Consider the following 13,024-nt stretch of genomic DNA (forward strand, 5'->3'; position numbering starts at 1 on the left):
CCTTAACGCTTTGCGAGCAGCGCCTCGATCCGGGACTGATCGACGCCGTAGATCTCCGCGAGCCGCGGGACGCGGTCCGATGCCGGAAAGGTCAGCGCGCGCCGCAGCGGCTCGTGAGGATGGTGATCGAGCACCCAACCCCCGAGCTGCCGGCGGATTTCCGCTTCGCATACGCCCTCGACGACCTCGACGCCCCCTTCGCGCAGGATGCGAACGCCTTCGCCGTCGACGCGCGGGTTCGGGTCGTTCATCCCGATCACGACGCGGGCCACGCCGCGCTCGATGATGGATCGCGAGCACGCCGGCGTGCGGCCGTGGAACGAGCAGGGCTCGAGGGTCGAAACCAGCGTCGCTCCGACCACGCTGAACCCGCGCGCGTGCGCCGCGCGTGCCGCGGCGATCTCCGCGTGATCTTCACCCGGCCCCAGGGTATGCCCGCTGCCGAGGAGCTCCCCGGCGGCGCTCACGATCGCGCAGCCGACCCAAGGGTTGTCGCCCGTTCCTCCGCGCGCCCGTTCGGCCTCCTCGATCGCGAGGCGCATCCATTTCTCGTGGTCGTTGCTCATCGAACGCAGGCATGACCCTACCTCATGCCGGCCGTGTGCGCGATGAAAGCTCGGCCGTGCTCATGAAACGCACGTTCACCACGTCATGAGCTCGTCGCGAATCCAGCTCGCCCGCCTGCGGAGAAAGTCCTTGAGCAGGCTGATCTCGGCGTCGTAGGACCCATCGAGAGGCGGGGAATCCCGCCAGCGCGCGAAGTTTCTCTCCACGGCCGGAGCTCCCGCCTTGCGCACCAGGCCGTCCACCATGGCGTCGAGCTCGTCGGGCGCGAGCTCGCCCTCGAGCAGCGCCAAGAATCGCGCCTTGTACCGCGCCTTGAACGCTGGATCGCGGAACAGCGGCCCCCACCAGCCCTCCGTGAAGTAGTCGGTCCCGTCGGAGCCCTCGAGCTTCCACTCTTCCGGCTCGAACGCGCGTTCGTCGTAGGGCGTTCCGAGGCTCCGGTCGAAGTCCCACACGGGACCGGCCGAGAGCAGGCCCTGTCGATCTTTGAAGAAGTACGTGCTGATCCGCAGGGCATCGACGTTCTTCGTCAGGGCGCCGATGATGTTGTGGTCGATGAAGGCGTCTTGATCGATGAAGCTCGAATAGTGTTTGCCGCTGCTGGGCTGCTTGAAGTCATCCGCGTTGGCGGCCTCGCCGAAGTCGTCGATGTAACGGCGAATGTAGTCGAGCTGCGGTTTTCGCGCGCGCTCCAGCATCTCCTCCGGATCGGGGTACACGAACTGGAGGTCCAGGCCGCCGGCATTGAATTGACTCTCGCCCTTGTCGACGCGCAAGATGAAGCCACCGGTCACGTCCGGCTCCGTGAGGTCGCCGGCCGAGAGCTTGGCCACCGGGACGCGATCCTTACCGCGCTTGATCTTCTCGATCGCCGTGTAGAACCCGAGGAAGCTCTTCTTCGCCACGTCAGCCCCCGAGTCGACGAGAAACACCTCGACGAAGCTCGTACGCGGCGCGTACCGGCCAATGCGGTTGCTCATCTCGAAGGCGAGCGCGTTGCGGATCAGCGAGCGGTCGAGGCTCACCGGATCGCTCAGCACCCAGTCGGAGTCCGCCGGCATCCCCAGGAGCGCCCGGTCGAGATCCGTGTCCAGAGCGTCGTCGCGGAATTCGACGGAGTATTGCTTCTTCGGAAACTCGCGAGACGTCGCGCCGCGGACGTGGATGCCGATGCGGCCATCGAAGCTCGCGCGGCCGAGGAGCTTGGTTTGCCCAGCTTTGGGCTCGAGCAGCATGAACGTGGCCGGGACGAACTCGGTTCCGAGCGGGTCGAGCTCCTTCGACTCGAAGGTGTGGATCACGACGATCGGCAGCTCCGAGCTGAACTCCGCGCTATCGGCGTCGACCTTGAAATACGCCTCGGTCGCGATCGGCCCGAGGAGGTCGGCCCCGTCGCTGCCGTTGCCGCCGTTGCCGCCGTTGCCGCCGTTGCCGCCGTTGCCGCCGTTGCCGCCCTCCCCGGAAGGCGCGGCGTGAGGGACGACGGCGAGGGCGCGCACCCGCGTGGACGTGGTGAGTACGAGCGGCTCGGCGTAGACAGGCGAGCTCGCGGTGGGCAGCGAGCCGTCGGTCGTGAAATGCACCACAGCGCGCTCGTCCTCGACCGTGAGCTCCACGGGCTCGGACGCCTGGAAGGTGCCTCCCTTCGGCGTGAACACGACGGCCAACGACTTCGGCGCAGGCGGAGGCGTAAGCGTAGGCGCAGGCGCAGGCGCTTTCGTGTCATCGCGCGCCTCGCTGGAGCAGCCTCCGAGCGAGGCCAACACGAACACCCCCGCGATGCGCAGCGCCACGAGCTTCGATAGGTCGAACATTCCCGCACAGTTTACTCGGGTCGCTCGTGAATTCGAACGAGCGCGTGATGGGTCTCGCGTCCGCTTCGAATCGAGCCGAAATCCGGGCCAGTCCTGCGCGTGTCGGAGGGTTCGCGATGAGTAGGTATGCTCGCGACATCGACGCGAATCGACGCGAATCGACGCGAATCGACGCCCGACCCCGCGCCACGCCTCGGCGTCCTGCGCCGGCGGGGGCTGAGCGGCGGGGCACGGAGGAGCCCCGGAGGTCCCGTCTAGGCGGGCTCGAACGCCTTGCTCGACGCGTACCCGCGCGCGGCGGACCGGATCTTCGCGATCTGCGCCGCGTCGAAGGAGACGGGCGCTCCGGTGCGCGCGTAGCTCATCACGTTGTCGTCGACGCCGCTGTGCCCGAGCCCGAAGAAGTGCCCGAGCTCGTGCGCGAGCACGGTGGGCCGCGCGTTCGCCGCGAGGATGACGAAGCGCCGCTCCGGCGTCGCCCGGTGCCGCCAGTGCACGCCCATCCGGAAGCGCCGCGGATCGTCGACGTCCCGTAGCGACGCGACCACCATCACGTTGATCCGGCGCGCCTCGATCGCCGAGGCGAGCGCGTCCCGGTCCTCGCGCGTCTCGATCCGCGAGAACCGCGGGGCGAGCGCGCGCGAGCCGACCTTGCGCAGGGCCACGCCGGCGGACTCGAACAGCCGGACCGCCTCGGTGATCTGCGCGTCGATCCAGGCGTCGTCGCGCACCGGCTTGCCGGCCTCCTCCTCCGTCACCGCGATCGAGAGGGGAAACGCCGGGAGGGGCGCGGGCACGCGCCCCGCCGCGCGGGCCAGGCCCGGGGCGAGCGCGCCGGCGGAGAACAGGCCGGCTGCGGCGATCACGGCGCGGCGGGAGATCATGGATGAGGCCCTATACCATCACCGGCCGACGATCGCGAAAGCGCCGGTGAACCGTCGCCGGGGAGAAGGCATCATAGAAACATGGCGTCCGCACTGTGGTGCGCTGACGGCCGGCGCGCGCGTTGCCGCGGCGTCCCGCGCTCACGCGCGCGGGGCGAGCACCTGGAAGCGCCGTCCGCTGGATAACACGTACGGGTCCTCGCCGGTCGCGAGCACGTCGTGCTGCTGGCTCAGCTGATGACCTGGCTGGCAGCAGGCGAGCGTGTACGCGACGTTCCAGCGCAGCCGGGCGAGGACATCGTCGATGGGGACGTGGGCGTGCACGAACGTGACGAGCACGGGCATGTCGGGCAACGCGTTGAGCCGTTCGATGGCCGCGAAGACGTCGGCGCGTTGCCAGGCGAAGCGGCGGATGCCGAACCTGGTGCGCCAGGCCTCGACCAGCGGCTCGTTGAGCACCGGATCGACGCTGACGTTCTCTGCCTCCGTCTTCAGCGCGAACAACGCCCCGGTGCGGGCGTGGGCGCCGTCGCCGACGTGGATGACCCGGCACGGCGCGCTGGCCATGAAGGGCCGCAGGTGCTCGAGCGCCGAATAGCTCTCGGTCATTTCTTTGGCGGGGCGCGTGGCTTTGGCGAAGAGCGGCCACAGGGCTTCGAAGGACCCTCGACGCATCAGGCGATCCAGGTAGTCGCTGCTCGTCGGGCCAGCGTCCGCGTGCGGATTCACGGCGGTCGTTCTATCACCGGGCGCCGTAGCGCGTGGCCCAAAGCGCCAGCTCGACCGTCCGCCGTCGGCTCCGCGCCGAAAGGTCCAAAAAATCCGGGCTTTTCGTGCGATCGCTCCGCCGGCGCGCTGCCGCAGGTCACCATCGGCTCCAGCCTGCCATGGCCAGCGAGCGCCGGCGCACGGGCGCTCTCCAGGATGAGCCGGCCCTGATCTCGGTCTTGCGCTGGGGGCCGCTGCTCGACGGGGAGTTGTTCGCCATGTCGCGCTACGTCGAGTAAGCCGTGCTCATGAAACGCACGTTCGGGGTCGATGCTTTGTGATGCCCGAGATGCGAACGGAAGATGCGCGCGCTCTCCACGACCACGGACCCAAAAGGGCCTTTGAGCAGCGCCTATTTCGCGTCCGTGTGGGCCGAGCAATGCCAGCGTGCGCCATGCTGAGTCGCGAACCTGACAATGCTGTCATGGTACTTGCCGCCGGAGCGCAGATGGCCGCGGTTTGAGCTGTGTGGCACGCGCGATCCGGCGCGATCGGACCAGCGGCGCTCGGGGGCGGCGAGGCGTCCGGATGGCATTGCGCGCGCGGCACCCATGTTGCTCGGCGGGCCGTCTCGAGCGCGATGCGGTCGCATCGCGGAGGAGGGTGCCAGTGCGAACCGTTCCCGCGTCCCTATCTCTCTGTCTTTACGCTGTATCGGCGGTCCTCCTTGGCGGCGCCGGGCTCGCCGCCTGCAGCCTGGACGCCGGCTACTCGGAGGATCTCGGTCCCAGCGGAGATTCTTCCCCGGAGCCGCCCTTCGTCAACGGCGACGGGAGCGTCGGCAGCACCGGCGCCGGCACCGGCAGCACCGGCGCCGGCAGCGGTGCGGGCGAGGTCGATGGAGCCCAGTCCGTGCCGCCCCCGGCGCCGTCGGAGGAGGACGCCGGCGCGGCCCAGGCGTTCACCTGCGAGGGGCTCGACTCGAGCCAGCCCGTGGTCCTGTACCTGTCGGCCGACGACTCCAATTCGATGAGCTCGCCGGTGCACGTGCGCGAGCTGCTCCGCTCGGGCAGCGCGCCGGAGCCGCGGCAGGTGCGCACGTACGAGTTCCTCAATTACTACCGCATCGATTACGCGCCGCCGGACGAGGGCGAGCTCCGCGTCGAGCCCCAGATCGAGCCCGGTGACGAGGCGGGGACCTACGCCCTTCAGATCGGCGTTCGCTCCTACGATCCGCCGAGCCCGCGCCGCCCCATTGCGGTCACGTTCGTCCTCGACACCTCCGGATCGATGGATGGTGAGCCGATGGCGCGCGAGAGGGCCACGGTGCGCGCCGTCGCCGCGAGCCTATCCGAGGGCGACGTCGTGAACATGGTCACCTGGAACACCCAGAATTCGGTGATCTTGAGCGGCCACGTGGTGGACGGCCCGGACGACCCGGCGCTGCTCGCGGCGGCCGACGCGCTCTCCGCCAGCGGCGGCACCGATCTCGAGAACGGCCTCCGGGTCGGGTATCAGCTCGCCCAGGAGCACTTCGAGGAAGGCCGGATCAACCGGGTGATCCTCGTCAGCGACGGCGGCGCCAACGTGGGAGTCACCTCCGAGGAGCTCATCGCGCTGCACGCCGAGGACGCCGACCAGGAGGCGATCTACCTCGTGGGCGTGGGGACGGGTCCGGCGGTCGGCTACAACGATGTGCTCATGGATGTCGTGACCGACAAGGGGCGCGGCGCCTATGTCTATCTCGATGACGTGGACGAGGCGTTCCACATGTTCCGGGATCGCTTCGCGGAGGTGATGGAGGTGGCCGCCCGCGGCGTCCAGGTGGAGCTCACCATGCCGTGGTACTTCAAGATGGAGAAGTTCTACGGTGAGGAGTACTCGACAAACGCCGAGGAGGTCGAGCCGCAGCACCTCGCGCCGGGCGACGCGATGATCTTCAGCCAGCTCGTGCGGGGGTGCGATCCGGGCGTGATCAACGACGAGGATACCCTCACCGTGCGCGCGCGCTGGCAGACGCCGCTCACCCATGAGCCGAAAGAGGCGAGCCGCGAGGCGACCCTCGCGGAGCTCGCCGCCGGGAGCAAGGAGCAGCTCGTCAAGGGCAAGGCCATCGTGGCCTACGCCGAGGCGCTCAAGGCGGGCACGAGCGAGGCGCTGCACGCCGCGCGCGAGCAGGTGATCGCGGCGAACCCGGGCGGCGATCCGGAGCTCGACGAGATCGCGGAGCTGATCTCGCTCCACCCGCTCTACTGAGAGGTATGCACGGGCTCTGAAGAGACAGAGAGCTTCAATCGCCAATGCGCCAAGAGAGGAGAGAATAGATTCTTCTCGCTCTACTCTGCCTCTCCCCCGGCGCCCGTGAGCTACGCCGAAGCGAGCGCCTTGATGTCGGCGACCTCGAGCACCTGCTTCGGCGCCCCGCTCGTCACGGAACGCACCATCGCGCGCTCCACTTCTTCGAGCTTCAGGGCCGGGAGCACGAGCTTCATGAGCGGGACGAGCGGAAGCAGGAAGCGGTAGACTCGCTTCAGGTTCTTCTGTCCCGGCACCGGCGTCATCAGGCCTGGCCGGAAGTTGTAAACGCCGCGAAAGGGGAGGCGCATCAGCGCGTTCTCGGCCTTGCCCTTCACGCGCGCCCACATCACCCGGCCCTGCTCGCTCGAGTCGGTGTGCGCACCCGAAACGTGCGTGAGCACCATGCCGGGATTGAGGCGCGCGAGCGCCGTCGCGAAGGCGAGCACCGTATCGTGCGTGATCGCCGTATAGTCCGCTTCGCTCATGCCAACCGAGCTCACGCCGGCGCAGTAGAAGCACGCGTCGTAGCCCGAGAGCCGCGCTTCGAAGGCGCCGAGCTCGCGAAAGTCGGGGATCAAGCACTCCTCGAGCTTCGGGTGCGCATGCCCCGACGGCCGGCGTGCCACCGACAGGACCCGCTCGACCGTGGGATCCCCGAGACAAGCGAGCATCACGCCTTCGCCGACCATGCCGGTCGTTCCGGTAACGATGACCTTCATGGCCGCCATGTTCGACCCGAAGCGCCGACGGCGCAAACCATAGAACGAGCGAGCGTGCCCTTTCTTTCACCTGGACGGCGGCAGCCGGATCTCGATCCGATTCGTGTAGCTGCCGGCGGCGTGACCCACGCTGTCCCAGCCGCGCCCCACGCTCGTCCCGGCCAGCGTGAGCGTGAGGTAGGCCGCGGACGAAGGGGCGTTCGAGGCGAGCCCGAACTCGAACGCGTTCTGCGGCAGGCCCCAGCCGGCGGTGGGCGAGAGCTCCGCCGAGAGCTGGCGTGACCAGTCGCGGAAGACGATCGTCGCGAGCTCGCGGGGTGGCGATTCTCCCTGCTCGACGAGCGCGACGCTCAGGGGTTCGCCGCGGGCGAGCCGGCCTTCGCCGAGCGTCGTGAACGGCCCCTTCTCGGCATCGCTCGCCTGAACGACGCGAAACGTGCCGCCGGCGTCGAGGTACGCGAAGCGCGCGGGCGCGCCGAACGGATAGTCGAAGTGGGTCACCTCGACCACGACCTCGGGGCAAGGCGAGAACCGCAAGCCGAGCCGGCGATGGCCGGTGATCGAGACGCGCGTGAAGGAGTTCAGGTGCGAGAACACGGGCACCTGAAGCGCGGTTCGTGCGTCGATGGCGGCAGATTGATCCGAAGTGGCCCTCACGCGCAGGCTCCCCTCGTCCGAGTAGTCCACTGCGAGCTCGCGATCGGCGCGCTCGAAACGACGAACGGGCGAGTCGCCGCGCCATTGCAGGGGCGCGAACACCGTCCAGAAACGATCCGGCGAGCGCGAGATGAACTCGAGCCGCGGCTCGACGACGATGCCCACCGCGCCCGCCTGCAGCGAAACCTCACCCAAGTCCGGTACCACGCGAAGCCACGGGGCCACGTCGAACGAAGCGGGCCCAGCGAGTGATCGCGTCGAGCGATCGCCGCCGAGCTCGACTTCGGGCGCAGCAAACGGAGCTGTCGAAGGCTCCGGCGCCCGCTGCGCGGCCACGAACCCCGCACCGAGAACGACACCGGGCAGCGCAGCGAGCCAGGTCAGCCGCGGCGGGACCCCGAACCGCCACCACGCCATCGCGAGGCCCAGCGACAAGACCACCGCCAGACAACCCGCACCGAACGCGACCGTCCCGCCGCTCTCCGAGAACATGGTCCCTGCAGCGAGAGCAACCCCGAGCCACGCCGCCGGAAAGAGCAACAGCAACACACGCGCGCCCGTCGACCGTCGCGCGGCCAGAACACCGACGGCGATCACGCTCCCGACCGCGATCGCCGGCAGAGCGCGGTTCGCGAGGAAACGTGCGTGAAGGAGGGGAAAGCCGCCGGGAAGCAGCACCCAAGCTGCGATCGCGGCGGCAGCATGCGCGAGCAACGCCAGCGACCAGAACACCCCGACGAGCGCCGCCGGGGTCGCTCTGGAGCGGCCAGCTGCTCCGCGATCAGGAGAACTTCGTTCTTTCAGAAGCCAGCTGCTCCTTGGATCATGCCACGTGCTCGATGCCAGGCGGCATGTTGACCCAAGAGTGCATGCGCTCCTCGTAGACCGAGAACGTTGGGGCTGGAAACTCAGGATCCGCGAATGCGCCAACGGGAATTGCCACGGACTCTGGATGACCTTCGAGGGTGTAGTAGACGGTGGCACCGCAGCGAGGACAGAATCTGAAAGTGCTTCTTGTGCCTTCGTCCCCGACGCGGACGTACTCGACGCTCTCGCCGACGATGGTGACTGCTTCGCTTGAGAAGCGAGCCTGAGCACCGAAGACGCTGCCGGTACGGCGCTGGCACGCCAAACAGTGGCACACCGAAACGCGAACAGGCTCGCGAGCAGTTCTCGCTTGTAGTTGGCCGCAGCTGCAGGATGCGATTCGAGGTGTCATGGGCAGTGAAGTGGTTTCCATTGCGCCGCCTAACTAACTGTCTGTCGATTGGTCAACCGAAACCGCCGGGCCAGGTCCGTCTAGCTCGTCGCCTTTTGTAACGTCCCCCCACGGAAAGTCTCACGGATCGGCTCTGCACCGCAAGGCTCACAGGCGCCATCCGACGCGCTAGCGCGCCCCACGCGTGGCACCCACGCGCGCAATCGTGCCCATCCACCCGATCACCGAGAGCGCCGCGAGCTTCTGAAGCGCTGGCAGAAAGATGTGGCAGTCCGGCACCGCAATCGCATACACGTAGTACGCGGCGTCCGCGCTGCCGAGCGCGAGCGAAAGCGCACCGAGCCACGCCGACAAGCGCAACGGTGACGAGCGGCCTTCGCCCGCATTGCCCTGTGCAAACGCGCCGGTCACGCCCAGGAGCGTCGCCAGCAGCCCGGGGATCGTCGCGGCGAATACCGACACTTCGTGGAGCAGCGGTGAGACCACGGATGGCAGCCACGCGATCAGGTTCGTGCCGGCGGCGGAGAGCAGTCCGAACACGCGAACCATGCCGCCGAGCCGGCCGCCGAGCAGGGCGCCGTGAACCCACCAGAACGGGACGAGCGCGAGGGAAAAGCAGACGAACGACGCCTGCGCGAGCGAGCGCGCGCGCGTGTTGTCCACCCCGCGCTGGGTCACGGGCTGCGTGAGGTCGCAGAAGAAGTTGCCCCAGAATTCGTAGCCGGGCGCGTTCGCGTCGCAGAAGGTGCCGCCCGGATATGCGGCCGCGGCCAGCGCGGTGAGGACGAGAAACGCGGAGACCCCGACCAGGATCAGAGCGGGCGCGACGCGGGTAGGGGCCACCATGACGCAGCGCCGCTCCTCATCCTCGCCGCGGAATCGCCGCGAGCTCGACGGCCAGTAGAGACGCTGGAGGTCTGCGCGAGAGCATGGCCAGGAGGGTACCCGGGCCGGCCCGCGGACGTCGTCCGCTTTCTTGGCGCGGCGGGTCGACCTGTGACACGCGCGCACGCGCGCGAGGCGACGCCGCTGTGTCGAGCAGGAGATCGTTCCCCAGCGACGACCTTCGCTGCACGCTCACCTCCACGGCGCCGCGGCCGCCGACCGGACGAGCAGTGCGCGGAGGCTACCAGGGCTGCCGGCGGATGGGTGACGACTTCGTGAGAGAGGATCGGGGGCATCCGTAAGAGGCGCCAGGATGGGCGCTAGCGGAGCACCGGTGAGCTGCACGGCCAGCACCACTGCGACGGAGCCGAGGAGCCGGCCTTCGCGCAGAAGTTCGCCTGCTGGTTCCCGCAGCTGCCGATCGAGGCCGCGCAACCGGACACGTCGGAGGAACTCTGCCGTCGCCTGGCGAGGGTGGCACCGTGCCCGGCATCGACGCTCCTCGGCCGGCGCTCGCCACCCGGCCTGCTCGAGAGCATTCCGACTGACGCGCGCCATGCCGGGTCGTCGTCTACATGTCGGGCCCGATCGGCGGTATCCGTTCGGTCGAGCCCATCCTGACGCCGAGCAGGCCAGGGACATAGGCTTGCTCGAGTGGGCCGTGCTCATGAAACGCACGTTTGGGTTCGACATCCTGCGAACGCAAAGCATGAAAACCTGCTGAGGCTGGTGCTGTACCGGCGTGTTTTCAAGATCCGCAGGAATTCCGGGAAGGGTGGGAATGAGGCTGCAGATGGGTCGCTCCCGTCAACGGAGTGGGGTCGTGAGGGGGTCCCCGAAAGGAAGGCGGGGATCCATGACCCAGCGTGCGTGGAGGATCGAGTGGAGAGCGCGGCCCCAGCCCGACGGTTCATCTCGGCTCAGCCTGGCGGTCGGCCTCGTGATCGACGCCGCGGCAAGCCCCCCGATCGGGTTGCGCAGGAGCGGGGACGACGGCGCCAAGAGGAGCAACGAACCCAACGCAAGCAACAGCAACGAAAGGAGAGACCATGAGCCAACGAGCCGCCCTCTATGCGCGCGTCTCGACGGCGCGGCAGGAACAGGAGCAAACGGTGGCGTCGCAGCTCGAAGCGCTCGAGAACGCAGCGACCGCCATGGGACTCACGGTGCCGGCAGAGCGACGGTACATCGATGACGGCATCAGTGGCGCTCGCCTCGATCGGCCGGGATTGGACGCGTTGCGCGACGCAGCGGCCGATGGGCTGATCGACGTGGTGCTCGTACACGCTCCCGATCGGCTCGCGCGCAATTACGTGCATCAGGTTGTGCTGGTCGAGGAGCTGACGAACCGCGGAGTCCACGTACACTTCGTCGAATGCCCCGCGACCGAGCGTGCCGAGGACCGCCTGCTCGTGCAGATGCAGGGCATCATCGCCGAGTATGAGCGCGCGAAGATCATGGAACGCACGCGTCGCGGTCGTATTCACAAACTGCGTGCCGGGCAGATGCTCCCTTACAGCTCTGTCGCACGCTATGGCTATGCCATCGAACGCTCTGCCGATGGGCTGCGGCGCACGGTCGTCATCGACGAGGTCGAAGCCCAGCATGTACGGGCGATGTACCGGTGGGTGCGCGAGGAGGATCTCAGCTCACGCGCCGTCGCCAGGCGACTGAACGCACAGGGGATACGTCCCCGCAGGGCGGCGCGGTGGACCGAGGGCCGCGTCTATGGGGTGCTGACCGACCCCACCTATACTGGCATGGCGACCTACGGTCGTCGGATGTCGGTCGAACCGGCACGACCGAAAAAGCCGGGTTCCTACCGAAAGCACCTCAAGAGCTCCAGCCGCTTCCGTCCCAAGCAGGAGTGGCTCATCATTCCGGTCCCTCCGATCGTTGACGAAAAGGAGCAAGCCGAGGTCCGCGCGATCCTCGCGAAGCACCGGTGGCAGGCGCCGCGGCACCTCAAGTACGACTACCTTCTCCGGTCGCTCGTCGTCTGCGGTGAATGCGGGTGGCGCATGGAGGGCCATCGACAGGCCCCGCGGTCCGGCGTGCCCTACGAGTACTTCTATTATGGATGCCGACGCCGCCTCGCCGAAGTGCGCGGCCATGACAAGCGGTGCAAAGCCAAGTACATCCGTCGCGACGAGCTCGATGCGGTGGTATGGGACGCGCTGGTATCGTGGATTCAGTCCCCGCAGATGCTGCTGCAAGAGGTTGAGGCATGGCGTTCGAGCCGCGCAGGAGAGGACCAGAATCGCCGTGACCGTGCCCGTCTCGAGAGCGCCGAGCGCAAGCTCCAGACTCACGTCGAACGGCTGGTCGACGCCTATCAGGCCGGCGCGATATCCGTCGAGGAGCTCAAGGCGCGGCGCGATCGCCTCGATGCCGAGCAGCGCGCGGTGCGCGTTCGCATCGAGGAGATCGCGGCCCAGGACCAGGACCGAACTCGGCTCAATCAGCTGGCCGACGACCTGACGGCCTTTGCGGTGACGTTGCGGGAAGGACTGGACAAGCTGGACTTTGCAGGGCGGCAACGCCTCGTCCGGCTGCTGATCGAGCGTGTCGTCGTGACAGGCGACCACGTCGCTATCGAGCACGCGATCCCGCTCTCCGGCCGGTTTTCGGCTTTACGTTCGCAGGATCGATGCTTTGAGATGGCCGAGATGCGAACGGAAGAAGCGCGTTTTCCATGCTCACGGACCCAAAGGCGGTGCGCCGTATCCTCGATCATCTCAACCTCCCCTCGCACCCGCGAACGGCAGCACGCGCACGCGACTCGACGTGGGAACCGACGGCGTTCGGGTTCGACGCCGCGTAGATGAGCACACGATCCGCCCCCGACATGGCGAGCGCACGCCGCCGTCGTGGAGGCACGGCTGCGCCCGTAGCACGCCGCCCCAGCTCTGCGACGGGGAAACGGGTGTCTGGTGGGCTAAAAACGGCTTGCCAGGCATCGTCCCCGCGGAGCTTGACACGGGCGAAAATTCTACGGTTTCCTATCCGCTCGGTGGCTGGTGTGATTGCTGCGGCGTTTCCGAACCGTTGGTGCGGGGCGAGCTGGAGATTGATCGCTTCCACCCGCTGGCAGCTGGAGGCTCCGACGACATCGAGAACCTCGTCTACGCTTGCACCATGTGCAACCGGTTCAAGGGTGACCATGCCCCCGCACCCGATGCTCCTGATAGCTTGCGGCTTCTCCGCTCTCATCATGGTGATCTCCACGGCCTCTGAGCGGACGCAGTTGGCGGACTTTATCCGCGGCACATG

11 protein-coding genes are annotated in these 13,024 nt (G+C 67.9%); 3 read left to right on the forward strand and 8 right to left on the reverse strand.

What is annotated here, in order from left to right; translation table 11 throughout:
• Positions 1-2: 2 nt before the first annotated feature.
• From WMF19_RS47310 to WMF19_RS47325, 4 genes are all read right to left on the reverse strand, one after another.
• Complete coding sequence (locus WMF19_RS47310; protein WP_437896351.1) at positions 3-566, reverse strand: deaminase; 564 nt, start codon at positions 564-566, stop codon at positions 3-5.
• Between the two features lie 75 nt (positions 567-641).
• Entirely contained in the window at positions 642-2,381 is a 1,740-nt protein-coding gene (locus WMF19_RS47315; RefSeq protein WP_437896352.1) for a CotH kinase family protein, read from the reverse strand.
• A gap of 254 nt (positions 2,382-2,635) precedes the next feature.
• Complete coding sequence (locus tag WMF19_RS47320; protein ID WP_437896353.1) at positions 2,636-3,265, reverse strand: hypothetical protein; 630 nt, start codon at positions 3,263-3,265, stop codon at positions 2,636-2,638.
• A 141-nt stretch (positions 3,266-3,406) separates the two neighbouring features.
• Complete coding sequence (locus tag WMF19_RS47325) at positions 3,407-3,994, reverse strand: hypothetical protein (protein ID WP_437896354.1); 588 nt, start codon at positions 3,992-3,994, stop codon at positions 3,407-3,409.
• A gap of 648 nt (positions 3,995-4,642) precedes the next feature.
• On the opposite strand from WMF19_RS47325, the gene WMF19_RS47330 reads away from it, so the two are divergent.
• Complete coding sequence (locus tag WMF19_RS47330) at positions 4,643-6,229, forward strand: vWA domain-containing protein (protein WP_437896355.1); 1,587 nt, start codon at positions 4,643-4,645, stop codon at positions 6,227-6,229.
• A 110-nt stretch (positions 6,230-6,339) separates the two neighbouring features.
• Here WMF19_RS47330 and WMF19_RS47335 read toward each other — a convergent pair whose 3' ends face one another.
• From WMF19_RS47335 to WMF19_RS47350, 4 genes are all read right to left on the reverse strand, one after another.
• The gene (locus WMF19_RS47335) at positions 6,340-6,990 is read right to left on the reverse strand and encodes an NAD-dependent epimerase/dehydratase family protein (protein WP_437896356.1); all 651 of its coding nucleotides are present in this window, start codon (positions 6,988-6,990) and stop codon (positions 6,340-6,342) included.
• Between the two features lie 66 nt (positions 6,991-7,056).
• Positions 7,057-8,577 carry a hypothetical protein gene (locus WMF19_RS47340; RefSeq protein WP_437896357.1) on the reverse strand — a complete coding sequence of 507 codons (1,521 nt, stop codon included), beginning with the start codon at positions 8,575-8,577 and terminating at the stop codon, positions 7,057-7,059.
• Complete coding sequence (locus WMF19_RS47345) at positions 8,471-8,866, reverse strand: GFA family protein (protein ID WP_437901757.1); 396 nt, start codon at positions 8,864-8,866, stop codon at positions 8,471-8,473. The genes WMF19_RS47340 and WMF19_RS47345 overlap by 107 nt, the downstream gene beginning before the upstream one ends.
• Positions 8,867-9,034: 168 nt before the next feature.
• Positions 9,035-9,712, reverse strand: a complete 678-nt coding sequence (locus WMF19_RS47350; RefSeq protein WP_437896358.1) for a hypothetical protein — start codon at positions 9,710-9,712, stop codon at positions 9,035-9,037.
• Between the two features lie 1,088 nt (positions 9,713-10,800).
• Here WMF19_RS47350 and WMF19_RS47355 point away from each other — a divergent pair.
• The gene (locus WMF19_RS47355; protein WP_437896359.1) at positions 10,801-12,579 is read left to right on the forward strand and encodes a recombinase family protein; all 1,779 of its coding nucleotides are present in this window, start codon (positions 10,801-10,803) and stop codon (positions 12,577-12,579) included.
• On the forward strand, positions 12,539-12,988 hold the full coding sequence (locus WMF19_RS47360) for an HNH endonuclease (protein ID WP_437896360.1): 450 nt from the start codon (positions 12,539-12,541) through the stop codon (positions 12,986-12,988). Before WMF19_RS47355 ends, WMF19_RS47360 begins: the two co-directional genes overlap by 41 nt.
• Positions 12,989-13,024: the final 36 nt, after the last annotated feature.

This window comes from Sorangium sp. So ce124 (assembly GCF_051525235.1).
GTDB lineage: Bacteria > Myxococcota_A > Polyangia > Polyangiales > Polyangiaceae > Sorangium > Sorangium atrum.

Coding starts and splice junctions, on each gene's coding strand:
- WMF19_RS47345 (WP_437901757.1), bottom strand. CDS start 8,866: ATGACACCTCGAATCGCATCCTGCAGCTGCGGCCAACTACAAGCGAGA.
- WMF19_RS47320 (WP_437896353.1), bottom strand. CDS start 3,265: ATGATCTCCCGCCGCGCCGTGATCGCCGCAGCCGGCCTGTTCTCCGCC.
- WMF19_RS47315 (WP_437896352.1), bottom strand. CDS start 2,381: ATGTTCGACCTATCGAAGCTCGTGGCGCTGCGCATCGCGGGGGTGTTC.
- WMF19_RS47310 (WP_437896351.1), bottom strand. CDS start 566: ATGAGCAACGACCACGAGAAATGGATGCGCCTCGCGATCGAGGAGGCC.
- WMF19_RS47335 (WP_437896356.1), bottom strand. CDS start 6,990: ATGAAGGTCATCGTTACCGGAACGACCGGCATGGTCGGCGAAGGCGTG.
- WMF19_RS47355 (WP_437896359.1), top strand. CDS start 10,801: ATGAGCCAACGAGCCGCCCTCTATGCGCGCGTCTCGACGGCGCGGCAG.
- WMF19_RS47350 (WP_437896358.1), bottom strand. CDS start 9,712: ATGGTGGCCCCTACCCGCGTCGCGCCCGCTCTGATCCTGGTCGGGGTC.